We start from the raw sequence: 22416 nt of genomic DNA, 5'->3' as shown, positions 1-22416 counted from the left end.
GCCCGACATGCGCAAGGCCCGGATTGCGATCGTAGGCGTCGGGCTCGCTGCCACACCTCACGCGCTTGCGCTCAACGATCTACGCGACGAAGTCGAGGTGGTCGGCGTGCTTGGCCGCTCGCGCGAGCGGCTCGAGAGCTTCGCGAGGCAATACGACTTTCCGCTCGGAGAATCATTCGAGGCGATGCTTAAAGATCCCGGCGTCGACGCCATTCTGGTGCTGACACCGCCGCACACGCATCTTGATCTCGTTCTGCAAGCCGCTGCTGCTGGCAAACACGTGTTGCTGGAAAAGCCGCTCGACATCTCGACACAACGCGCGGAGCGTCTGGTGCAAGTGTGCCGCGACGCCGACGTGCGGCTCGGTGTCGTGTTTCAGAACCGCTTTCGTCCGGCCGTGCAGCGGCTTGCCGCTTTGGTGCAGGACGGCTCGCTCGGCCCGCTCGCTTATGCAGGACTCGATCTGCGATGGTGGCGCCCGCAGTCTTACTACGATGAACCGGGCCGGGGCACTTACGCGCGCGATGGCGGGGGCGTGCTGATGACGCAGGCGATCCACTCGCTCGATCTACTCACGTGGCTGGCAGGTGACGTGTCGTCGGTGACAGGCGCAACGGCGACGACCCTATCGCACGCGATGGAAGCGGAGGACTTCGCAAGCGCTGCACTTAGATTCGAAAGCGGCGCGGCCGGTTACGTGCTTGCCACCACCGCTGCGTTTCCAGGCTTTCCCGAGCGCATCGAACTGGTTGGCCAGAAGGGCACAGCCGTGCTCGAAGGCGGCGCGTTACGCGTGACCTTCCAGGATGGCAGCACCGACGAATTTCATGATTCGTCTTCGTCGGGCTTCGGTGCGAAGCCGATGGCTTTTTCTCACACCACGCATCGCGACTTGATCAGGGATTTTTGCGCCGCCATCCGCGAGGGTCGGGAACCCGCCATCGTCGGCGACGACGCGTTGCGCGTGCAACGGTTGATCGAACGGATCACCCTTCGACATGGAGACCCGTCCTGATGCAGATCGACGGAGAAACGAAAATTGTCGCCATTCTGGGTGACCCCATTGCGCAGGCGAAGTCACCCGAACTGTTCAACGCGCTATTCGAACGGTACACCGTGAATGCGGTGCTGATTCCGTTGCATGTGCCGCCCGCGAAACTTGGCGCTGTGCTTGATGGTCTGCGCGGCGTTGCCAACCTGGTGGGTGTGGTCGTCACCGTGCCGCACAAGATTGCTGCAGCCGCGTATGCCGCGAACTTGTCCGCGGCGGCCCGGCTGACGGGCGGCGTGAACTGCCTGCGCCTGGAGACGGACGGCATGTGGTCTGGCGCAATGTTTGACGGTATCGGCTTCGTGAAAGGTCTCGATGCCTGCGGGCACGTCGTACGCAACAGGTCGGTGCTGCTTGTCGGAACAGGGGGCGCAGGCGCAGGAGTCGCGCACGCGCTGGTCGATGCCGGGGCTGCCTCGCTTGATCTGTTCGACAGCAGCACGGAATCGCTGCGACGACTTGAAGCCGCCTTGCGTTCGCGTGGAGACGCGACGCTTATACGTCGGAGTGCGCCATCCGCGCAGGCGACGCACGACCTTATTGTGAACGCGACGCCATGCGGGATGCGCGTTGGCGATCCACTGCCGATCGACCTGACTGGCGCGAACCCGGACGCGGTGGTTGCCGACCTCATCATGAAACCCGCGCAAACGCGTCTGCTGGAAGACGCTCAGGCACGCGGTCTCACTACGCATCCAGGCCGTCATCTGCTTGAAAATTCGGTGGAAACGATGGCCTCTTTTCTCCGGCTTGTGCCCTGATCGTCCGGCCCCGATGGGCGCTACGGGGCCTGCTGGCAGATGTTTCGCAGAAAGCCGCAGAGAGCCAGGGAAAACCCGCTTGATGGAAGTTTCGGTGCGGCCTAATATCGTCGATAAGTAACTATCTAGTGCGTTACTTAAATGGCGGGCGGATGAGCAACTCCAGTCATGGCAGCAACCAGCTTGCATGGGACCAGAATAATCGCGCTAAAGCGCGAACTCTGGTCGACCGCAATGGCTTGCATGGGACCAGAATAATCGCGCTAAAGCGCGAACTCTGGTCGACCGCAATGGCTTGCATGGGACCAGAGTAATCGCGCTAAAGCGCGAACTCTGGTCGACACAGGAGACGAAGATGGATCCGGTAGCAAAGCGTAAATGGCCGCGTTCAGGACTGGAGACAACCGTGATGGGCTTCGGCGCGGCGCCGATTGGCAACATCTTCAGACCGATTAGTGAAGAAGATTCGGCTGCCTTGATCAAGGCAGCGTGGGACGCGGGCGTGCGCTACTTCGACACCGCGCCGATGTATGGCCATGGGTTGAGCGAGGCGCGCTGCGGGCAGGGGTTGCGCTGGTATCCGCGCGACCAGTATGTGCTGTCCACCAAGGTCGGCCGCATTCTGAAGCCACGCAAGCGCGCCGAGATCAACTTCTCCCCGTGGATCGACGGGTTGCCGTTCGAACCCGTTTTCGACTACAGCTACGACGGCACGATGCGCTCGATCGAAGACAGTCTGCAGCGTCTGGCCCTGGAGCACATCGATATCGCGCTGATCCACGACATCGACGTCTTTACGCACGGCGAGCGCCAGCCCGAGATGTTCGAGGCAGCGATGGCGGGCGCGTCCAAAGCACTGCTGAAGCTCCGTGACGAAGGGGTGGTGAAAGCGGTGGGGCTCGGCGTCAACGAATGGCAGGTCGCACACGAAGCGATTCGCCGGCAGGATTTCGACTGCCTGCTGCTGGCCGGCCGCTACACGTTACTCGAGCAGGACGCACTGAATGGTTTCTTGCCGCTGTGCGAAGAGAAGCAGGTGTCGGTGATTCTCGGCGGCGGTTACAACAGCGGCATTCTCGCGACGGGCGCGGTGCCCGGTGCGAAATACAACTACGCACCTGCGCCGGAGGCCATTCTGGAACGCGTGCGCAAGATGGAGCAGGTATGCCGCGAATACTCGGTGCCGCTCAAAGCCGCGGCGCTGCAATTCGTCCTCGGCCATCCTGCAATCCCGACCAACATTCCGGGCGTGCGCACGGTTGCGCAACTGGAAGACAACCTTCAAACCTTCCGGGCTGAGATTCCAGTGGAATTCTGGGCCGAATTGAAGCGCCGCGAGTTGATCCGCGAGGATGCACCGACGCCTCAGTAGCGTCTAGCCTCAGACCACAGCCGCGCAGTACCCCATTGCATGTCGGCAGATTGCAAAGCATTAAAACGAAAGACGTGATACGGCGCCGTATCACGTCGTTTGACCCTGTACATAAACAGCCCGAGCTTCACGGGGTCTGGCAGAGATTTTTTGGAGATCACGGGTGGACAAATCCAACTACAGATGGCGTATTTGCGCGCTACTTTTCTTCGCGACAACAATCAACTATCTGGATCGGCAAGTTCTCGGGCTGCTCAAGCCGGATCTCGCCGCTCGTTTTCACTGGACTGAAACCGACTACAGCTACATGGTGGTCGTCTTCACTGCGTGCTATGCATTCGGGCTTATCCTGTCCGGAAAACTGATTGACAGATTTGGTGTAAAGGTCGGCTATGGAGTCTGCGTACTGATCTGGAGCGTAGCTGCCTGTGGCCATGCTCTGGTGCGCGGCACGCTGGGCTTTGCGTTTATGCGCTCGCTTCTTGGGCTGGCCGAATCTGGAAATTTTCCGTCGGCAGTAAAGTCGGTATCGGAGTGGTTTCCCCGAAAAGAGCAGGCTTTGGCCGTAGGGATCCTGACGTCCGGGACCAGTATCGGCGCAGTGGCGGCGCCTGCCATCGTTCCATGGCTTGCCGCATCATATGGTTGGCAGGCTGCGTTTCTGGTGACCGGGCTGACAGGCTTCATCTGGCTTGGCCTTTGGTATGTCATGTACTACGCTCCGCAGAAGCACGCGAAAATCACGCAGGCCGAATTGAAGTATATCGAGGACGACCGCAGCGAGGACGAGGATGCCGGCAAATCAGTGAGTTGGTTCTCCTTGCTGCGCCTGCATGCGACGTGGGCCTTCATCGCTGGGAAATTGCTAACGGATCCCATCTGGTGGTTCATGTTGTTCTGGCTCCCTTCATATTTCTCGTCCCGCTATCACCTTGATTTAAGAAGCCTGGGGCTGCCGCTTGTGGTCGTGTACGTGGCTACATCGATTGGAAGTATCTCCGGAGGGTGGCTGTCCTCACAATTGATCTCTCGAGGCTGGACCGTTCAACGTGCCCGGCAGAGTGTCATGCTCGGATTGGCGTTTCTGGTGGTGCCTATCGCTTTTTCGCCATGGATCGACAACATGTGGGCGATGGTCGGGCTGCTAAGTCTTGCAGCCGCAGCGCATCAGGGGTGGTCGGCGAACCTGTTTACGACGGCGTCTGACATGTTTCCCAAAGCGCTGGTCGGGTCGGTGGTCGGCATCGGCGGCATGGCGGGCGCAATCGGGGGAACGCTTTTCCCATTGTTCGTTGGAGCGCTTCTCGACCACTTCAAGGCGCTCGGCGCTATCAACTCGGGATACAACATTTTGTTCATCGTTTGCGGCTCGGCGTATCTCGTGGCGTGGGCGGCGATGTTTCTGATCCGGTCGTCAAAGGCGCACGTCGACTTTTCTTTTGGGGAGTCGCTTGGGCATTGATTTCTATCTGGATTGCGCGCCGCGGGGGAAACCCGCGCCTCAGGTTCGCAGGCGAGCGCTGCGTCGTCCCGCTTTTGCAATTGGTGTGCGTTGTCATTCCCGAGCTAACGGCGCTGGTGTAATCGGTTCGATCACAGTGTCAGGTTTGGCCCAGCGCGAAGATCATGGATTGATCGTCGAGACGTTGTGCGCGCTGCTGGGCCACGACCATGCAACATTGGCGCTGGTGCATGAGGATGGCGAATAATATCCGCTCCCGGGGTGTTGCTGGGCTTTCATGTTGTGAGGCGCTAACGGGGCAGCCCGTCGCTCGATACCTCTTGCGGTTCAGTTTTGCAAGCCGAGGCCAAACTCGCAAAAGAATTTTCCGATCTCATGTCCAGTTCCAGCATCCGCTTTCACATTGACGGTCGCGTCGCCACCATCACGCTCGAGCGCGTCGCGCGGCACAACGCGCTGTCGTTGGCAATGCTTGCCGAGATTGATCTCGCTCTCGCGCAGATCGAGAACACGAGAGACGTGCGCGTGGTGGTGATCCGCTCGGCAAGTACGCGCTTTTTTTGCAGTGGCGCCGATATTGGGGAGTGGGGGGACATTGACCCTGAAGGCATGGGTAGCCGTTTTGTCCGGGCCGGAAACCGCGTGTTCCGGCGTATTGCGGAACTCGATGTCCCGACTATCGCGGTGCTTTCCGGCAGTGCGCTTGGTGGCGGCCTGGAACTCGCGCTGTCCTGCGACTTCAGATACGCGTCCACTGGTGCGATGCTCGGCTTTCCGGAAGCGTCTGTTGGTGCGATTCCAGGGTGGATGGGATGCCAACGAATTTTGGACCTGGTCGGCACCGGTCGGTCGCGAGAACTCGTACTGCTCGGCGAGCCGATTGCCGCCGCGCGGGCCGTCGAATGGGGAATTGTCAACGAGGCACTCCCGCTTGAGCAGCTTGACGTGCGCGTAGCCGAAATCTGTGCGCTCATTCAACGTCGCTCCAGTGCGTCTCTTTCCGTCGGAAAGCGGCTATTGCGCATGGTCGAAGCGGGACACACCGAGATTGCACATGAATTCGCGGCGTCGGTATGCAAAGGCACACCGGACGCGGCAGAAGGTGTCACGGCCTTTCGAGAAAAACGGCATGCTGAGTTTCGCTGATGCTTCGAACCCGGCGAGTGCAGAGCAAGCAATAGTGCATTGATGGAGGCGGGCGGTCGTCGACTCTTGTGGCAGAATTTAAGCTGCATCTGATTCTTGCCGGTAAAGCGCAACTGCGTAGCGCGCCGAAAAGAAAGTTCTCGTGTCTCACATTTCCACCAAATCCGATGAGCGAAATCCATAAACGAATCGCGGACAGCTTCAACGCACAGGGTCTGATGGCAACCATCGGTGCACGACTTGGATTGGTAGCAGAAGGCGAGGTCCAGATTGAGTTGCCATTTTCAAACGGCCTCTCTCAGCAGCATGGGTATCTGCACGCGGGCGTGACCGCAAGCATCGTCGACAGCGCATGCGGTTACGCGGCGTTGACAAAGGCGCCACTCGAATGCGAGGTTGTCACGGCGGAGTTCAAAATTAACCTCTTGCGACCTGCTGTCGGTGAGCGCTTCCTGGCCATCGGACGGGTACAGAGTTCGGGAAAACTCCTCACGGTCTGCACTGGAGAAGTCCGGGCCTTCTCGGGATCTGGCGATGGCTACAAAGTGGTCGCCCTGATGCAGGCCACCATCGCCAATGTTCGGCGGTAACGCGGTTTCCACAAGGCTCCAGCGTCGGATTGACGATTGAGTGGGCATGCCGGTCAGGTTCGCTTGCTTGATCCAGCTTCTATCGCGCTGGGCCGCAAGATGGAAGGCGCCTTTGGCCACGCGTTTGCGGGCGATGGATTCGGCCTGACGATATGCAAGCGGATCGAAGCCTTCGCATACAAGATTGCGTGCGGTAGCGGCCGACCGGCGCGCATCGGTGAGCGTGATATCGGGGTAGGGACCGAGGCTGTGGACGTTCTCCTGGCCCGGGCTCAGTCGTCGATGTCAGCGGAACGAAAGTAATCTGTAGAAAACAAAAAACCCCGTAAGGCTTTAACCTTACGGGGTTTCTCGAACTACTTCGGCTTGAGTTGGAACTAAGCCGGAACAACTAATGGTGCCCAGGAGAGGACTCGAACCTCCACGGTGTTGCCACCGCTAGGACCTGAACCTAGTGCGTCTACCAATTCCGCCACCTGGGCACGTCTTCAAGCTAGACCAACATTTTAGCGTGATGATGCAGCGTGTCAATCCCTACATGCAAACAAACTATCGCTTCATCGACCGCCCGGTTGTGCCATGCAGCAGAGCAAAACTCCACTGCTCGACAGCAGCCGATTCACATCGACCCAACCGTCCTGCTAACCACGTTATCCGATCGAAAAACTGAACCGGATCACGTAGCCTCACACAAAAAGTAAAGCCGCCTATGTGAAACATCAGGCGGCTTTACTTTTGAATCTGGTGCCCAAGAGAGGACTCGAACCTCCACAGTGTTGCCACCGCTAGGACCTGAACCTAGTGCGTCTACCAATTTCGCCACCTGGGCAGGTGATGAACAGCAAAGACCGCCATTATAGCGACAGATTCAGGGCTGTCAAGCCTTTCTCAAAAGTCGCTTAAACATTGCCGCGGCGAGTCTGCAGGCGGCTCACAGCGATTCTCGACGGGCCGCGTGGCGCGCGAGACGGGTGTTAGAATGCCTCGCAGTAGTTCGTTGGCACGGTGCACACGCCCGTCGGACTCAGATTTGAACGAGCCGGACCCGAGCAGCCTTTTCAGTGCAATCGCAAGTGCAACTTAAGCGCAACCCAAACGCTTCTTAAGCCGAGCCACATCGCCGACCGACGTCCATGCAACGAGAAAAAATCATCGATAAGCCCTTGAGCAAATTCCCGTATCCGATCCCAAGCCGCGAAGAAATCCTGGGCGTCCTGCGCACGAGTGAAGCGCCGCTTGCCGCGAACGACATCGCCGAAGCCCTGTCGATCAAGCGCCAGGAGCGCGAAGGATTTTTCAAGCGGCTGGGCGCCATGGAGCGCGACGGCCAGATCCGGCTCGATCAGCGCAATCTCTATCAGCTGACCCATCCGTCGAACTTTGTCGCGGGCCGCGTACAGGGCCATCGCGACGGCTACGGTTTTCTCATTCGCGACGACGGCCAGGACGATCTGTTCCTGCCCACCGGCGAGATGCAGAAGGTCATGCACAACGACCGCGTGCTGGCGCGCATCGTCGGCTACGACCGCCGCGGCAGGCCGGAAGGGCACATCGTCGAAGTCACTGATCGCGCCAACAAGCGGGTGATCGGCCGGCTGCTGAACGAGAACGGCGCGCTGATCGTGGCGCCCGAAGACAAGCGCATCGGTCACGACATCCTGATCGCGCAGAACACCAAAAAGGCCAAGGTCGGCCAGGTGGTGGTGGTTGAGCTGACCGATTTCCCGAGCCGTCATTCGCAGCCGCTCGGCCGCGTGGTGGAGGTGCTCGGCGATATCGACGACCCCGGCATGGAAATCGAAATCGCGGTGCGCAAGTACGGCGTGCCGCATGAATTCAGCCAGGCCGCACTCGACGAAGCCGCCAAGCTTCCGGACGAAGTGCGCCCGGCCGACGCACGCCATCGCATCGATCTGCGCGACGTGCCGCTCGTCACGATCGACGGTGAAGATGCCCGCGACTTCGACGACGCGGTCTATTGCGAACCGGTTCAGGTTGGCCGCGGCGAAGGCTTCCGCCTGATCGTCGCGATCGCGGACGTCTCGCACTATGTGCATCCGAAGAGCGGGCTCGACGCCGACGCGCTCGAGCGCAGCACCTCGGTGTACTTCCCGCGCCGCGTGATTCCCATGCTGCCGGAAAAGCTGTCGAACGGACTGTGTTCGCTGAATCCGCACGTCGATCGTTGCGTGCTGGTGTGCGACATGATCGTCACCACGCGTGGCGAAGTGAAGGCGTATCAGTTCTATCCGGGCGTCATCAATTCGGCCGCGCGCCTGACCTACACGGAAGTGGCGGCGGTGCTCAAGAACACCAAGGGCCCGGAAGCCGCGCGCCGTGCGGCATTGCTGCCGCAGTTGCAGAATCTGTATGGCGTCTACAAGTCGCTGTTCGCCGCACGCCAGAAGCGCGGCGCGATCGACTTCGATACGACCGAGACGTACATCGTCTGCAATGCGCAGGGCAAGATCGAGCAGATCATTCCGCGCACCCGCAACGACGCACACAAGCTGATTGAGGAATGCATGCTGGCCGCGAACGTCTGCGCGGCCGACTTCCTCAAGCGCAACAAGCACCCGGGGCTGTTCCGCGTGCACGCGGGGCCGACTGCCGAGAAGCTCGAAAATCTGCGTACCTTCCTGCGCGGCATGGGCCTCACGCTCGCCGGCGGCGACAAGCCGCACGCCAGTGATTACGCGGCACTGATGGCGCAGATCCGTGAGCGGCCGGACGCGCAGATGCTGCAGACCATGCTGCTGCGCTCGATGCAACAGGCCGTCTATAGTCCGGACAACATCGGCCACTTCGGTCTCGCGTACGAGGCGTATGCGCACTTCACGAGTCCGATCCGCCGCTATCCCGACCTGCTCACGCACCGTGCGATCTACGCGATTTTGCAGGGCCGCAAGTATCAGCCGGAGCCGCCGCAGGGCGTCGAGTTGAATACGGCGCTGTCGCCGCGCGCCCGTGCGATGCAGCAGGCCGACGACGAAAAGCGCGGCCGCCAGCGTGGCAACAACGTGGCGATCTGGGAAGAGCTCGGCCTGCATTGCTCGGCCAACGAACGCCGCGCCGACGAAGCCTCGCGCGACGTCGAAGCCTGGCTCAAGTGCTACTTCATGCGCGACAAGCTCGGCGAAGAGTACGGCGGCATGGTCAACGGCGTGACCTCGTTCGGCATTTTCGTGCAGCTCGACTCGCTCTTTATCGAAGGCCTCGTGCACGTTACCGAACTGGGCTCGGACTACTTCCAGTACGACGAAATCAAGAACGAGTTGCGCGGCGAGCGCACCGGGATTCGCTACCGCCTGTCGGATCGCGTGCGGGTGCAGGTGAGCCGCGTCGATCTCGACGCGCGCAAGATCGACTTCCGCCTCGTGCGCGATACGCCGATCAAGCCGCCCACGGGCCGTCCGGCGCTTGCCGACAAGGCTTCCGGAGAAAGCGGCGGGGCGCGCGTGCGTTCGTTGCCGCCGGTGGACGGCGGGGCAGGCGGCGCGGCGGCAGGCGCGGGTGGACGGCGCAAGAAGGCTGCGCCGGCACAAACCGCGGCCGTCAAGGAAGCACGCGCGGCACGCGGCGCGGCGAAAAAGCACGGCGGCGCTGCGGCCAAGGCGGCATCGAAACCGCAGGCTCGCAAGAAGCGCTGAAGTCGCCTGGCGGCTTGAACCGCGCGCATCGGGTACGTGCCAACGTATCGGGTGCGCGCGGTCTTCGTTTCATCGCAATCAAGCCGGGTATCGAAGCAGATACGCCGGCAACGCAGTAAGCAGACTCGTATTCATCACCGTAGCGCGTGTTCCAGGGCGCGCTCAATCAAAGGTTTTCAGTCATGTCACGTCTCAAGGTTCTATACGGTTTCCACGCAGTGACCGCGCGTATGCGGCACGACGCGTCGTCGGTCGAAGAGGTTTATTACGACGCCACGCGCAAAGACCGGCGCATGACCGAATTCCTGCACGCGGCGAAAGAAGCGGGTGTGCGTCTGATTGCTGCCGACGAAACGCGTCTGTGGGGCCTGGCGCATACCGAGCGTCACCAGGGCGTGGTCGCGCGTGCGGGCGACATGCCGCTTGCGCAGAATCTGGCCGAATTGCTCGACGGTATCAATGGTTCGCCGTTGATTCTGGTGCTGGACGGCGTGACCGATCCGCACAATCTCGGCGCCTGCCTGCGTGTGGCCGATGCGGCCGGCGCGCACGCGGTGATCGCGCCGCGCGACCGGGCGGTGGGTTTGAACGCAACGGCGGCAAAGGTGGCGAGCGGCGCAGCCGACACCGTGCCGTACATCACCGTGACGAATCTGGCGCGTGCGCTGCGTGAGTTGAAGGACGCGGGTGTGTGGGTGGTCGGTACCGCCGGCGAAGCCACCAAGAGCCTCTACGAGACCGAGCTCGACGGTCCGGTCGCGCTGGTGATGGGCGCCGAAGGCGAGGGCATGCGGCGCCTTACGCGCGATACCTGCGACGTGGTCATGCAGATTCCGATGGCGGGTACGGTCGAAAGCCTGAATGTTTCCGTGGCGAGCGGCGTGTGTCTGTTCGAAGCGGTGCGGCAGCGCTCGGTGAAGAAGTAAGCGGAAGTAAGCGGAAATAAGCGAAAACCAGCGACCGCTCCCGACTCCGGTAAACTTGTCGTTTTTTACGCTCGCCAGCATTCCCCATGACTCAAGACGAACTCAAGCAACTGGTCGGCCAGGCCGCCGCCGACTATGTGAACGCCAACGTGCCGGAAGGCTCCGTGATCGGCGTCGGCACCGGCTCCACCGCGAACTGTTTCATCGACGCGCTGGCGGCCAGCAAAACCCGTTATCGCGGCGCGGTGTCGAGCTCGCTCGCCACCACCGCGCGTTTGCAATCGCACGGTTTCAAGGTGCTCGACCTCAACGAAATCGATTCGCTGCCGGTGTATGTGGACGGCGCCGATGAAATCGACCACGGCGGCGCGATGATCAAGGGCGGCGGCGGCGCGCTGACGCGCGAGAAGATTGTCGCCTCGGTGTCGGACGTGTTCGTTTGCATCGCCGACGCGAGCAAGCTGGTCGACACGCTCGGCAACTTCCCGCTGCCAATCGAAGTCGTGCCGATGGCGCGCACCGCGATCGGCCGCCGCGTGACGGCGCTCGGCGGCGTGCCGGTGGTGCGCGTGACCAAAGAAGGCGTGCCGTTCATCACCGATAACGGCAACGAGATCATCGACGTCAAGGGTCTGCGCATCAGCGACCCGCGCACGCTGGAAATGCATATCAATGCATGGCCGGGCGTGGTGACGGTGGGCCTGTTCGCGGGCCGCGGCGCAAATCTGTGCATGCTCGGCACGGATACCGGCGTCGAGACGATCGACTACAACAAGAACTGAGCGCGGCGCTTCTGCCAGCCGTTTTGTCGTCGGTTTTATAGTCTTACGCGAGCCTGCTGCAGCGGGCTCGCTCTCCCTCCCTTCCGCATCCCCCCAATTCACAATAAGCGAATCGCGAACCTTCGCTATTCGCCGACTGTCGCGCGTCGAATGTGGGCATACGCACGCACAGTCGGTGATGTGGCACATACACTCGTCGATATGGCCGTTGGGCGTTTATCTACAGGTGGGGAGATCATGAGAGTGGCGATCGTGCACGACTGGCTCGTCGCGCCCGGCGGCGCTGAGAGGGTGCTCGAGCAGATCATTGCGTGTTTTCCCGATGCTGATCTCTTTAGCCTCGTCGATTTTCTCGAAGACCGCCGGTTTCTGGGCGGCAGACCCGTCACGACGTCGTTCATTCAGAGTCTGCCGTTCGCGCGGCGCCGCTATCGCGCGTATTTGCCGCTGATTGCGCGGGCCATCGGGCAGTTCGATCTTTCGGATTACGACCTCATCGTTTCGAGTTCCTCTGTAGCTGCCCGGGGCATATTGGCCGGCCCGGCTCAGATACACGTGAGCTACGTGCATTCGCCGATGCGCTACGCGTGGGATCTGCAACATCAATACCTGCGCGAAGCGAATCTGACGCGCGGGCCGAAATCATGGATCGTGCGGGCATGGTTTCATTATCTGCGCGGCTGGGATTCGCATTCGGCGAACAGTGCCGATCGTCTGATCGCAAGTTCGCATTTCGTGGCGCGCCATGTGATGAAAACTTGCCGGCGCGATGCAGCGGTGATTCCGCCTCCAGTCGACGTGCACAGGTTCGAACCGTGCATGCAAAAGGAAGACTTCTATCTGAGCGTCTCGCGGATGGTGCCCGATAAGCGCATCGATCTGATCGTCGAAACCTTCAACGCGACGCCGCACCGCAAGCTGATCGTGATAGGCGACGGGCCGGAGATGGCGGCGATTCGTGCCAAGGCCGGTCCGAACGTGACGATTCTCGGCGCACAGCCGTTCGAGGTTGTCGAAGATCATCTGCGACGCGCGCGCGCCTTCGTTCTCGCCGCCGACGAAGACTTCGGCACCGTCGCGCTGGATGCGCAGGCGTGCGGTACGCCGGTCATTGCCTTCGGTAAAGGCGAGGCGCTTGAGACCGTGGTGCCGCTTGGCGACATGCGTCCTACCGGCGTGTATTTCGCATGCCAGACCGTCGTGTCGCTGCTTGGCGCGATTAACCGCTTCGAGCGGCACAGTGGGCGGATTACGCCGGCAGCGTGCCGCGCGAATGCAGAAAGGTTTTCCACGGCGGTATTCCGACGCGCCTTCATGGCCGAAGTGACGCACACGATCGCGACGTCAGGTGGGCGGACGCGGGTGGCGGGCGAGCGGCTTGAGCACGATCTGGTCACCCGGGATATCGCATGGCCCGGCTAATGCCTGTCAGTGCAGTTGGGGATGCCGGCGGAAGCGAATAAATAGCTGTTCTATATAAAGAAACATCCGGGGGCGCGCAGTGCGCTGTTGACGTGGTATGCGCTGGCGCAGGCTTGCCTCGCATATGGCTATAACGACCTGAAGAAAACGTTCGCGGGCGTGGACTACGTGCCGCCGCAAGACACTGTTTTCGAGGTGGGCGGCAAGCGGTTCAGGATTATCGCGGCGATTCACTACAACAGGCAGTCGTGGTTCGTTCGTCATGTGTTGACGCATGCGGAATCCGACCTTTGGACGAGGAAGAATTTAAATTCATGAATGCCGATCGCCTTCCGGGAACCTTTCCCGACATCGCTCAAACCTGGGCCACACTGCAAGCCCAGTTGCCGATCACGCCTATTCGCAACGAGCAGGATTATCAGACGATGGCGCGGCTCGCCAGCGCACTCGCCGATCACCTGAACGGTAACGGGGAAAATCCGCTAACCGATCTGTTTGCGATCGTGAACGATCTGATCGAAAACTGGGAAGCGAGCAACGTGACGATCCCGAAAGCGGAACCGCGCGAGGTGCTTCGGCATCTGCTGGAGACGCACGGACTCAAGCAGAAAGATCTGATCGGGATCGCGTCACCCACGGTGGTGAGCGATATTCTCGCGGGCCGGCGCGCCATCAGCAAAAAGGTGGCGAAGGCGCTGGCGCTGCGTTTTCACACCGACGTCAGCGCGTTTCTATAAGCACGGCGCAGCGCACAGCCCCTTGCTGAGCGCTGTGACCGTGTCTAGCGCGCCGCCCGCCACGCTCCGCGCATGGCGCGCAAACCCACTCGCCATTTGCGAAGCGCGAGCGCCATGCCGCCGTGCTCGAATCCCTGCGACAAGGCGCGCAGGAACCCCGGATCCGCGTGCTCGCCGATCAGCGTCGAATACACGACGAACGCCCAACGGCCGGGCGGCGTCAGGTATTCGCACATGATGAGCCGAAGGTTGAATGACGCGTTATAGAAAGCAGCGTCGTTAAATGCGAGGCGCGGGCCTTCGTTGCCGGGCGGGGCGGGGAAGTGCTCCACCAGCAGCGAGGGGTCGTAAATCAGGGTCCAGCCGCGCCGTTCTATTTCCAGGCTAAAGGCCATCTCGCAGTGAACCTGCGCGCCGGTGCCGCGTAAGCGCCTGTCAAAACGCAGCGTGCCGATCGCATCGCGGCGAAACGCCATGTTGACGCCCTTGAGCACCTGGACTTTGCGTGCCGCGCCGTGGCCGATATGGTGATTTCCAATGGTCCGGCCATACCAGCGCACGAGGCCCACTGGCAGTTTCCGTCCCTGCGCAATGCCATTGCACTCATGCACGACATCGCGTCCCCCCAGGCCGCCGAGCGCCGGATCGCTTTCGAACGCGCGGGCGATCCGCGCGATCCAGTCGGAATGCGGCGCGGCATCGTCGCCGGTGAAGCAGAGCACGTCGCCGAGGGCGCTTTCGATGCCGAGATTGTAGGCCGCGACCACGCCCGGCTTGCGGACCAGCATGATCCAGCGGCGCGGGTCGGGCCGGTTCACCTCGCATGTGCGCAGCCAGTCGAGCGTTGCATAGTCGTTATGGCGCGCGATCACGATCACTTCGTCGGCGCGGCGCTCCTGTGCGTCAAGTGCTGCGAGGCAGCGTGCGAGGTCGGCGGTGCGCCGGTACGTCGGCACGATCACGGAGACTTTCACGCACGGCTCCCGCAGCAGCGTGCTCAGAAGGCGTTGCGGCCGACGAAACCTTTGAAGATCGTGATGAATACGATCTTCATGTCGAACCAGAACGACCAGTTATGGATGTAGAAGAGATCGAACTTGACGCGCGCTTCCATCTTCTCGACTTTGGTGGTGGCGCCGCGATAACCGTTCACCTGGGCCCAGCCGGTGATGCCCGGCTTGATCCGGTAGCGGTGCATATAGCCGTACACCTGATCCTTGTAGAGATCGTCGTGTTCCACCGCATGGGGACGTGGACCGACCACCGACATCTGGCCGAGCAGCACATTCAGAAATTGCGGCAGTTCGTCGAGGCTGGTGCGGCGCATGAAGCCGCCGAGCTTCGTCACACGGGTGTCGTTGCGCGCGGCCTGAGTGAGCTGGCCGTGGGCTTCGTGGTGCACGGTCATCGAACGGAACTTGTAGATCGCAAACGGCTGGCCATCCACCCCCTTGCGGATCTGCCGGAAGAACACCGGTCCTGGCGAACTCAGCTTGATGCCGATCGCGAGCACGAAGAACACCGGCGCGAGCGCCAGCAGCGCGGCTGCCGCGAACAGGCGGTCGAAGATCAGTTTGGGCCACATCTGCGGCGACGACACGGGTGTCGCATTCAGATTGAGCGTCGGTAAGCCGACGACATCGACCAGCGCGTGATTGAAAAGCGAGAGGCTGCGTACATCGGGAATGAAGCGCAGATTCACGAAATCATGCCTGAAAATGCGCGTGAAACGATAGATCGTATGTTCTTCTGAAAGCGGTAAGGCGAGCCACACTTCGTTCACGCGCTCTTCGCGCACCTTGGCGGCGAACGCGTTCAGATCGGTCAGCACCGGCAGGCGATTCAGCCGCGCGCCCTGCGTGCCGGCCGCCTGGGCACCGGTGTTGCCACTGCTGCCGGCGCCGCTGGTGTCGCTGGTGTCAAACACGCAGACCGGCTTGAAGCCGGCTTGCGGCGCATGGTCGAGATGCGCGAGCAAGGTACGCGAGAAGCCGGGCGCACCGACGATCGCGACCGTGCGGAAGTTCATCCCGCGCCGCCGCACGCTGCGCAACGCCACATGCACAAGGCACTTGGTAACGATGATCAGCGCGCCGGAGATCAGCGTCGAGTAACCGAACCACAGCCGCGAAACCGCATCCATGCGGTGCAAGGTGAACGCCAGCACCAGAGCGGTGGCGACCACCACCAGCCACGCGGCGGCCACTCTCAGCAGCATCGCAGGCAGCACCTTGCCGCGCCACGGTTCGTAGACGCCGAAGCCGGGAAACATCAGCAATACGAGCACACAGTTAAAGGCGATCAGGAGGCGCTCCGTGTCCGATAACGCAATCGGCGTCGAAAAACGCAACCAATGAGCGATCAGCCCGCCCGCAATCACGAAGAGTGCGTCGAGAAATCGCGCAGTATTCCTGAACATAGTGATCTACCCTGTGATCGAACGATGCAGCCTTGGGGGACTGCTTACTCGACGGTTTCGGCCTGGCGCAGGCGTGGCAGCAGACGGTCGAATTCGCGTTTGACGAGGCCGTAGCATTCGCAGGCACGCGCCTCGAGACCCTTGCGGTCGAGTATCTTGATATGACCGCGGCTGTGATGAATCAGCCCTTCGTCGTGCAACTTGCCCGCCGCTTCGGTGATGCCTTCGCGGCGCACGCCGAGCATGTCGGCGATCAGTTGCTGGGTGACCGTCAGGTCGTTCGATGCCACGCGATCCACTTCGATCAGCAACCAGCGGCACAATTGCTTGTTCAACGCGTGGTGGCGATTGCAGGCCGCGGTCTGCGCGACTTGCGTGAGCAGGGCGTGCATGTACAACAGCATCAGGCGGCGCAGGAAATCGGAGCGTGCGAATTGCTGTTTGAGTGCCTGTGCGCTCATCCGGTAAGCGAAGCCGGCGCATTGCACCTGCACGCGGTTCGGCATGGTTTCGCCGCCCGTGAGCACCGGCACGCCGGTCATGCCTTCGCGGCCGACCGCGGCGATCTCGACCGAACTGCCGTCCTCCATCGTCGAGAGCATCGAGATGATCGCCGTGGTCGGGAAGTAGACGTGATGGATGCGTTGACCTGAATCGCACAGCAGTTGTTCGGTACGCAGATGAACCAGTTCGAGATGAGGGGCAAGCGCTTGCCATTCGTGGGACGGCAACGCGCCGAGCAAATGGTTACCGTGCAGATCTGATTGAAGTGTCAACATGATCGGTCCTCGCTGAAGCCACGCTTTGCGTGGTTTCGTGTCTTTGATCCGATGCCTGCATCCCTGAATTGACTACATGCTGCCTGGCGAGCAGCGAAGGGATAAACAGGAACGGCCCCGTATTGGCCTGACGCGTCACCGCCATTCTTGTGAATCACGTTGCGGTGACAGTGCTGCGCATCTCCTTTAGCGAGGAGTGTGCCAAGCGTAGGGAAAACCAGTGCTGGTGCGGCGCAGCGAACAAAGCCTTAGCGGTGCGCGAAGCCAAATGCGTTTTTTTGTTTCAATTCTGCACAACGCCTGTTTAACGGGCGGTTCCGTCGAAGGGTATTTTTATTCGAGCCAAGTCATTGATCGGATTGGGTTAGCGGTTGATGAGCAGCGCTTGGCCGCGGATGTCGCGGCGCCGGAATAGCCTTGCCAGGTGCGTTCCCGGGGGCCGTCCGGGGTGTGCCGGAATTGATTCAGATGTGTTCTATACGCTGCGTGCGGAGTAGTACGAAGTGTCTATCCGGAGGTCGGCAATCCGTAGGTAAACCCGTTGTGATTCCGCTGACCAGACAGATAAATTCGCGCAGTGCGAGGTTTTACGCGCTTCGCGAGGTGATAGCTAGTGCAGGGACGACATTCAACCGTAGAAGGTGGCGGATATCGCATTGATCGCGCGAACTTCACCGGCGGGTGCCGCGCATGTTGCGTCTGCTTTAAACATCGCGTTCGATGCGTGTGCAACCAGTTTCTCGACGGGCAGGAGCGGCACGGTGTGAGTGCGGTTCGGCGGTAGATGAAACCAGTCGTGCGCGGCGCGGTAATGCGCGTCAATGATATGAACGAAGCGCGCAAAGCGCTGCGTTTCAATGACCAGTTGCCAGCCGTCGGCGGTGCGCTCGGGGCGTACCGTCAGGCCGAGGTCGTGACGAACGTCTGCGCGCCGTTCCGGCAGATGAATCGCTTCTGAAACGATCCGGCCGCTCGCCGGGTCGCGCAGTGTCGCAATCGTTACGTCGTGGGCGCGCGGCCCGAAACGGTAGGCGTGCGTGAAATCGAAGAACTGGCCGAGGCATTCTCCCGCGCCGATTCGCTGCGCGCTGTGCGGCGGCAGTTCGACCGTGCGGCTCGCCGAGACCACCTTGACGCTGCCGTCACGCAGGCAGGCCAGCTCCAGTTGCGCGTGCAACGGTTCAGCACGCTCGTTCAGTAGATGAATATCGAGGCCGTTGAGGCCCTCGTCGGTTATCACCGCCTGGATGGGTTGCAGCGTCCGCGCGAGCCCGTGCAGGGCGCTTTTAGGCCGTCCTGTGGCGTCGATCAAGCCCCAGCCCGCGCCGGGTCGCAGGTCCTGAAGCTGCCAGACCAGCGCGCCGCCGCAGCTCGAAGCGGCGCGCCGCCATTCGGCGAACACGTCGCTCATCAACTCGGCGACCACGGCACGCGACAGATCCAGATAGCGTTCGGGGTCTTCGTAACGCAACCGCGCCGGCTCGACACCGTAAAGCGTCTGAAGATAATGGTCGCGTACGTCGTCGAAATCCCAGCCGGCGCCGGGGTCGCGCGGTACGGCCGCTTTCCAGCGCGGATCGTGCGGATGGAACGTGCCCAGCGCGTCGCGCAAGGTGGCGTCGTCCGGCACGTTGGCGAAGGCGAGACATTCGGCGGCGAAACGGACCTGCGAGCGGCGCGCGTCGTCGAGCGGGCGTTGATAGGCGCCCACGCCGTAGTAGTGCGTGATGCCTTCATTAGTTGAAAACGGCCACGCGCCGCCCGAGGGCGAATTGCTTACATACGGTACATCCGACCGCTCGCGCGCCACGATGGCGGGTAGCCATTCGGTAAAGAGTGGTTGCGCACGCATCGAATCAGGCAGGCCGAACATGGCCGCCTGCTGGTCGACTTCACTGCCCCCGCACAGTACCGCGAGCGACACGAAGCGCCGTGTGCGGGTCAGAAATTGCGTCGCTTCGCGTTCGATGGACGCACTGAAGGCGGCATCGTTCGGGTAGTCGAAATTCGCCAACGCGAAGTCTTGCCAGATCAGCAGCCCGTACTCGTCGGCGAGCGCGTAGAAGCGGTCGGACTCGTACACCATCGTGCCGCCGACCCGCAGCATGTTCATCCCGGCATCGCGCGCGAGCGCGAACGCATGGCGCAGCTGCGCCTCGCTGCCGCTCAGCGTAACGAGATCAGCGCTAGTCCAGCAGGCTCCCCGGCAAAACACCGGCGTGTCATTGACGCGCAATACAAAGCCTGTACCCTGCGCGCCGCGATCCACGTCGATGCTGCGAAAACCGATCGATCCCAATGAGAGGGATATCGAGCCGGGTATGGAGTGGCCGATCGAGCCGGATATCGCGCGCTCGTCATCAAGCTGCAACGTCAGAGGATATAGAGTGGCTTCCCCGTGCGTATGTGGCCACCAGCGTTTGGCACGCGGTACACGCACGTTGCCGGTCAGTGTATATGCATCGCTCCATTGCAAAGACGAAACATGGTCACCGCAATTCAACGAGGCAGCGCACGCATCGGCGTCATGCGGATGCACGAAACGTAACGTGAGCGAAACAACGCCGTCGTCGTCTTCGATGCGGTTGCCCAGATCGAGTGTGTCGAATGCGTGCGGCGCGTCGCTCAGGATTTCAATTGGCCGCCATGGACCGACTGCCTGCACCGATGGACACCATCCGGGCATGTGGCCGAGCAGGGTGGTGCGTACGTTGCGCAAGGTGGCCGGCGTGACGAGCCGCGGCCGCCAGCGGGCGCGTGAACGTTTGGCCGCCAGCGCCGGCGTCAGCGAGCGAAAGCACAATGCGAGTGTCGCGCTGCCGTGCAGTTCGATCTCGAGATCGTGCGCGATAAACATCGAATCGGAGTCGAGGCGCCTGCTGCCGTCGAGCCAGACTTCGGCGAGCGTGGCGAGGCCCGAGAAACGCAAGCGGCGTGTGCCCGTGCCGGTCAGCGTGAGCCGGTACCAGTGATCGTCGAAAGCAAGCGGCGGCGGATTCGCGATGTCCAGCAAACCGGCGGCACGGCGCGCGCTCGCCACCGTGCCGGGCACTTGCGCGGCGAGCCAGCCCTGCGTGGGTAAATCAGCGGGTGATGCACATGCGCCGGCCGGCGTGCTGACACACTGCCAGCCTGTGTCGAGTGGTTGCGGCCAGAGGTCCGGACTCGTCACAGCACGAGTGCGGCGAGCGGGGGCAGCGTCTTTTCATAGGCGCTTTCGAGCACGTCGAAGCAGTCTTCACACGAATCGCGACGCCTACGCGCGATGGCCCGCACAAGCCGGAACTGCATCACCATCGACTCCGACGCGATCCGCTGCGCCGCTGCCGGGATCGACTCCGGCACGTCGAAGCCTTGCGCGGCCAGCCACGTCAGATACTTCGAGAGAAACTCGAAGTTCGCGCCGAGCTGCCGCATCAGGTTGAACGAATAAGGATGGAAGAACGCCTCGCCGCGTTCGAGCAGCATGTCGAGATGCGCGGGAAAGGCCTCGCGCCACTGCGAGATCGGATTGATCAGCGGCCGCCGCGCCAGATGGGCGCACAGCAATTCCGCCGATGCTTCGACGAGGGCGGTGCCTTCCAGCGCGGGGCGAACCTGCTTGGCGAATTCGACATACGGAAACAGCAGATCGGGTTGCTGCGCGAACTGTGGCAGCTTGCGAAATACGCCGTCGTAGTCTTCGCTGTCGAGCAGGTGATAGCCGGTATTGTGGAAATAGCCGAGGCGCCGCGCCGCTGGATCGATGAAGTCGATCCCGATCGTGGTTTTCGGATGCTCGCGCCGATACGACGTGGCCCGTGTATTCGGCAGGTAATAACCGTCCACTTCCACCAGCACCGTATGGCCGCGCAGCGTCTGCGCGAGCACGCGGGTTTCGAGGGAGTCGTAGATCGCCAGTTCCTGCACCTGGGTGCCATATAGGCGCTCGAGGTCTTCGAGCGGAAATTTGAAGAACGTGAACTGATCGCCCTCGAAGTCCTGCGTGACGGTAAAGCCGAACGCCGCGCGCGGATCGAGCCCGAAGCCGTGCAGCAATTCGATCCACAGGTCGACGTAGCAGTTGGTCTCCTGCCACACCCGCTCGCCTTGATGCAGCGCGTGTGGCGCGTGCTGGCGCAGCGGCGCTGTGGGTGCTATGGGTGCTGTGGGTGCGGCCGTGCCGCCCTGAGCCGGCAGATCGAGCCGGCCGGACAATGGGAAGGCCGCGTGGCTGTCTTTCGGCGTGGGGACCGGGGATGGATTCATATGCGCTCTCCGGCTTCGTGCGACGCCGTGGAGGCCGCCTGCATGGCTTGCATGCCTTGCGCGACGCGCGCCTCGGTGTCCCCCCATAGCAGCGCCTGCACGTCGTCCGGCCACGTCTTGACATCGAGCCCGTGGTGACGGAACAGGGCCAGCGTGATGCGCTCCATGCCGAAGCCGACGCAACCGGTATGCGCCACCGCGCCGTCTTCGCAGGCGATCTTCCAGATCGCGCCGAAGTGCTCCATGTGATAGTTGAACGAGAGGCACGCGGTCTTGCTGTCGGCGTTCGCCACCGGAATCAGCAGTTCGAACTTGAGCGCCTGGGCGCGCTGGCTATCGGCGACGATCTTGCCACCGCGGCCGAAGAACGGGTCGTTGGCGAGATCCACGTCGACCGGCAGTTGCAGCAGCGTAATCAGCAGCGAACCGCGTTCGATCCACATCTGCCGGAATGCCATCACCTGTTCGGCGTTGCCCAGGCGCACGTATTCGCGTTGCCGGAACATCTGCATGCGGCCCGGATCGAGCGACGGTTCGTGGCGGAAGCAATACGACAGCACGTCGATGGTGCGGCCGTCGGCGGGCAGCGGGCCGCGCCGCGCCATGACCGGATAGATCGGATAGCAGGCGGCCGGCGTGAGCACCACGCGGGTGGGTTGCTGCTGCGCCATCCATTCTTCGCTGCGCTCGTCGTCGCGCTCGTCCATGGCCTGGTCGAGCGCGCGCAACAGGCGCTGGTGTCCCATGTCGTTACCGCAGAACGAATGGATCGTGCCGGCGAGATTCGGAAAGCTCTTCAGATATTCACTGTCCTCGAAATCGGTGCGGCGCATGGCGGGCGGAAAGCGCAGTACCTCTGGCTGCTGGTCGGCGCCGAGATGCGTGATCGCCACGTTCAGGCGCTCCACCACGTCTTCGAAAATCTGGCTGCGGCCATACAGGCCGTTTTCGCCGGTATCGATCAACAGGCCGGCGGCCAGCAATTCGTCGCGGAAAGTCGGCGCCGCGGGTTGCTGGGCGGCAGCGGCCGTCTCAACCGCCAGCGCTGCGGTGTCGGTCATCGTGTTCATG

General features: G+C 61.8%; 18 protein-coding genes, 2 tRNA genes and 2 pseudogenes. 13 read left to right on the top strand and 9 right to left on the bottom strand.

Features of this window, described 5'->3' with window-relative positions; genetic code table 11:
- The first annotated feature begins 7 nt into the window (after nucleotides 1-7).
- The 7 genes and pseudogenes from GH665_RS12000 to GH665_RS11970 all read left to right on the top strand — a co-directional run bounded on the left by GH665_RS12000 (nucleotide 8) and on the right by GH665_RS11970 (nucleotide 6382).
- Nucleotides 8-1015 carry a Gfo/Idh/MocA family protein gene (locus GH665_RS12000; RefSeq protein ID WP_153136027.1) on the top strand — a complete coding sequence of 336 codons (1008 nt, stop codon included), beginning with the start codon at nucleotides 8-10 and terminating at the stop codon, nucleotides 1013-1015.
- On the top strand, nucleotides 1015-1812 hold the full coding sequence (locus GH665_RS11995; protein ID WP_153136026.1) for a shikimate dehydrogenase family protein: 798 nt from the start codon (nucleotides 1015-1017) through the stop codon (nucleotides 1810-1812). The genes GH665_RS12000 and GH665_RS11995 overlap by 1 nt, the downstream gene beginning before the upstream one ends.
- A gap of 355 nt (nucleotides 1813-2167) precedes the next feature.
- Nucleotides 2168-3184 (top strand): aldo/keto reductase, encoded by a 1017-nt coding sequence (locus GH665_RS11990; protein ID WP_153136025.1) that lies wholly within the window; start codon nucleotides 2168-2170, stop codon nucleotides 3182-3184.
- Between the two features lie 163 nt (nucleotides 3185-3347).
- The gene (locus GH665_RS11985; RefSeq protein ID WP_153136024.1) at nucleotides 3348-4646 is read left to right on the top strand and encodes an MFS transporter; all 1299 of its coding nucleotides are present in this window, start codon (nucleotides 3348-3350) and stop codon (nucleotides 4644-4646) included.
- Nucleotides 4647-4749: 103 nt separating this feature from the next.
- Nucleotides 4750-4893: pseudogene (locus tag GH665_RS39645) on the top strand (heme-degrading domain-containing protein); the annotation flags it as partial.
- An 86-nt stretch (nucleotides 4894-4979) separates the two neighbouring features.
- Nucleotides 4980-5792, top strand: coding sequence for an enoyl-CoA hydratase/isomerase family protein (locus GH665_RS11975; RefSeq protein WP_246216193.1), 813 nt, complete (start codon nucleotides 4980-4982; stop codon nucleotides 5790-5792).
- A 167-nt stretch (nucleotides 5793-5959) separates the two neighbouring features.
- Nucleotides 5960-6382, top strand: a complete 423-nt coding sequence (locus GH665_RS11970) for a PaaI family thioesterase (RefSeq protein WP_153136023.1) — start codon at nucleotides 5960-5962, stop codon at nucleotides 6380-6382.
- 150 nt (nucleotides 6383-6532) lie between these two features.
- On the opposite strand, the pseudogene GH665_RS39540 reads toward GH665_RS11970, so the two are convergent.
- From GH665_RS39540 to GH665_RS11960, 3 genes and pseudogenes are all read right to left on the bottom strand, one after another.
- Nucleotides 6533-6658, bottom strand: a pseudogene (locus tag GH665_RS39540) (Arm DNA-binding domain-containing protein); the annotation flags it as partial.
- 119 nt (nucleotides 6659-6777) lie between these two features.
- A tRNA-Leu gene (locus GH665_RS11965) sits at nucleotides 6778-6864 on the bottom strand.
- Between the two features lie 260 nt (nucleotides 6865-7124).
- Nucleotides 7125-7211 (bottom strand) — tRNA-Leu (locus GH665_RS11960).
- Nucleotides 7212-7515: 304 nt separating this feature from the next.
- Between GH665_RS11960 and rnr the strand changes: the two genes are divergently transcribed.
- From rnr to GH665_RS11930, 6 genes are all read left to right on the top strand, one after another.
- Complete coding sequence (rnr, locus tag GH665_RS11955) at nucleotides 7516-10032, top strand: ribonuclease R (protein WP_153136022.1); 2517 nt, start codon at nucleotides 7516-7518, stop codon at nucleotides 10030-10032.
- A gap of 182 nt (nucleotides 10033-10214) precedes the next feature.
- Complete coding sequence (gene rlmB / locus GH665_RS11950; RefSeq protein WP_028198144.1) at nucleotides 10215-10958, top strand: 23S rRNA (guanosine(2251)-2'-O)-methyltransferase RlmB; 744 nt, start codon at nucleotides 10215-10217, stop codon at nucleotides 10956-10958.
- Between the two features lie 86 nt (nucleotides 10959-11044).
- Nucleotides 11045-11740 (top strand): ribose-5-phosphate isomerase RpiA, encoded by a 696-nt coding sequence (gene rpiA, locus GH665_RS11945; protein WP_144195506.1) that lies wholly within the window; start codon nucleotides 11045-11047, stop codon nucleotides 11738-11740.
- 237 nt (nucleotides 11741-11977) lie between these two features.
- Entirely contained in the window at nucleotides 11978-13162 is a 1185-nt protein-coding gene (locus GH665_RS11940; RefSeq protein ID WP_153136021.1) for a glycosyltransferase, read from the top strand.
- Nucleotides 13163-13249: 87 nt separating this feature from the next.
- Nucleotides 13250-13480, top strand: a complete 231-nt coding sequence (locus tag GH665_RS11935; protein WP_246216192.1) for a type II toxin-antitoxin system HigB family toxin — start codon at nucleotides 13250-13252, stop codon at nucleotides 13478-13480.
- The gene (locus tag GH665_RS11930) at nucleotides 13477-13899 is read left to right on the top strand and encodes a helix-turn-helix domain-containing protein (RefSeq protein ID WP_153136020.1); all 423 of its coding nucleotides are present in this window, start codon (nucleotides 13477-13479) and stop codon (nucleotides 13897-13899) included. The genes GH665_RS11935 and GH665_RS11930 overlap by 4 nt, the downstream gene beginning before the upstream one ends.
- Before the next feature lie 44 nt (nucleotides 13900-13943).
- On the opposite strand, the gene GH665_RS11925 is transcribed toward GH665_RS11930, so the two are convergent.
- From GH665_RS11925 to GH665_RS11900, 6 genes are all read right to left on the bottom strand, one after another.
- A complete protein-coding gene (locus GH665_RS11925) occupies nucleotides 13944-14873 on the bottom strand; it encodes a glycosyltransferase family 2 protein (RefSeq protein WP_153136019.1) in 930 nt (309 codons plus the stop codon).
- Between the two features lie 23 nt (nucleotides 14874-14896).
- Entirely contained in the window at nucleotides 14897-16318 is a 1422-nt protein-coding gene (locus GH665_RS11920) for an undecaprenyl-phosphate glucose phosphotransferase (RefSeq protein ID WP_153136018.1), read from the bottom strand.
- 44 nt (nucleotides 16319-16362) lie between these two features.
- The gene (locus GH665_RS11915; protein WP_028198151.1) at nucleotides 16363-17097 is read right to left on the bottom strand and encodes a Crp/Fnr family transcriptional regulator; all 735 of its coding nucleotides are present in this window, start codon (nucleotides 17095-17097) and stop codon (nucleotides 16363-16365) included.
- A 628-nt stretch (nucleotides 17098-17725) separates the two neighbouring features.
- Complete coding sequence (locus GH665_RS11910; protein ID WP_153136017.1) at nucleotides 17726-20269, bottom strand: glycosyl hydrolase 2 galactose-binding domain-containing protein; 2544 nt, start codon at nucleotides 20267-20269, stop codon at nucleotides 17726-17728.
- Nucleotides 20266-21345 (bottom strand): DUF1839 family protein, encoded by a 1080-nt coding sequence (locus tag GH665_RS11905; protein WP_153136016.1) that lies wholly within the window; start codon nucleotides 21343-21345, stop codon nucleotides 20266-20268. Before GH665_RS11905 ends, GH665_RS11910 begins: the two co-directional genes overlap by 4 nt.
- Complete coding sequence (locus tag GH665_RS11900) at nucleotides 21342-22415, bottom strand: amino acid--[acyl-carrier-protein] ligase (RefSeq protein ID WP_153136015.1); 1074 nt, start codon at nucleotides 22413-22415, stop codon at nucleotides 21342-21344. Before GH665_RS11900 ends, GH665_RS11905 begins: the two co-directional genes overlap by 4 nt.
- Nucleotide 22416 lies beyond the last annotated feature (1 nt).

The organism is Paraburkholderia agricolaris (genome assembly GCF_009455635.1).
GTDB lineage: Bacteria > Pseudomonadota > Gammaproteobacteria > Burkholderiales > Burkholderiaceae > Paraburkholderia > Paraburkholderia agricolaris.
This window is presented reverse-complemented; position numbering and strand designations above follow the sequence as displayed.

Coding starts and splice junctions, on each gene's coding strand:
- GH665_RS12000 (WP_153136027.1), top strand. CDS start 8: ATGCGCAAGGCCCGGATTGCGATCGTAGGCGTCGGGCTCGCTGCCACA.
- GH665_RS11995 (WP_153136026.1), top strand. CDS start 1,015: ATGCAGATCGACGGAGAAACGAAAATTGTCGCCATTCTGGGTGACCCC.
- GH665_RS11990 (WP_153136025.1), top strand. CDS start 2,168: ATGGATCCGGTAGCAAAGCGTAAATGGCCGCGTTCAGGACTGGAGACA.
- GH665_RS11970 (WP_153136023.1), top strand. CDS start 5,960: ATGAGCGAAATCCATAAACGAATCGCGGACAGCTTCAACGCACAGGGT.
- rnr (WP_153136022.1), top strand. CDS start 7,516: ATGCAACGAGAAAAAATCATCGATAAGCCCTTGAGCAAATTCCCGTAT.
- rlmB (WP_028198144.1), top strand. CDS start 10,215: ATGTCACGTCTCAAGGTTCTATACGGTTTCCACGCAGTGACCGCGCGT.
- rpiA (WP_144195506.1), top strand. CDS start 11,045: ATGACTCAAGACGAACTCAAGCAACTGGTCGGCCAGGCCGCCGCCGAC.
- GH665_RS11940 (WP_153136021.1), top strand. CDS start 11,978: ATGAGAGTGGCGATCGTGCACGACTGGCTCGTCGCGCCCGGCGGCGCT.
- GH665_RS11930 (WP_153136020.1), top strand. CDS start 13,477: ATGAATGCCGATCGCCTTCCGGGAACCTTTCCCGACATCGCTCAAACC.
- GH665_RS11920 (WP_153136018.1), bottom strand. CDS start 16,318: ATGTTCAGGAATACTGCGCGATTTCTCGACGCACTCTTCGTGATTGCG.
- GH665_RS11915 (WP_028198151.1), bottom strand. CDS start 17,097: ATGTTGACACTTCAATCAGATCTGCACGGTAACCATTTGCTCGGCGCG.
- GH665_RS11905 (WP_153136016.1), bottom strand. CDS start 21,345: ATGAATCCATCCCCGGTCCCCACGCCGAAAGACAGCCACGCGGCCTTC.
- GH665_RS11900 (WP_153136015.1), bottom strand. CDS start 22,415: ATGAACACGATGACCGACACCGCAGCGCTGGCGGTTGAGACGGCCGCT.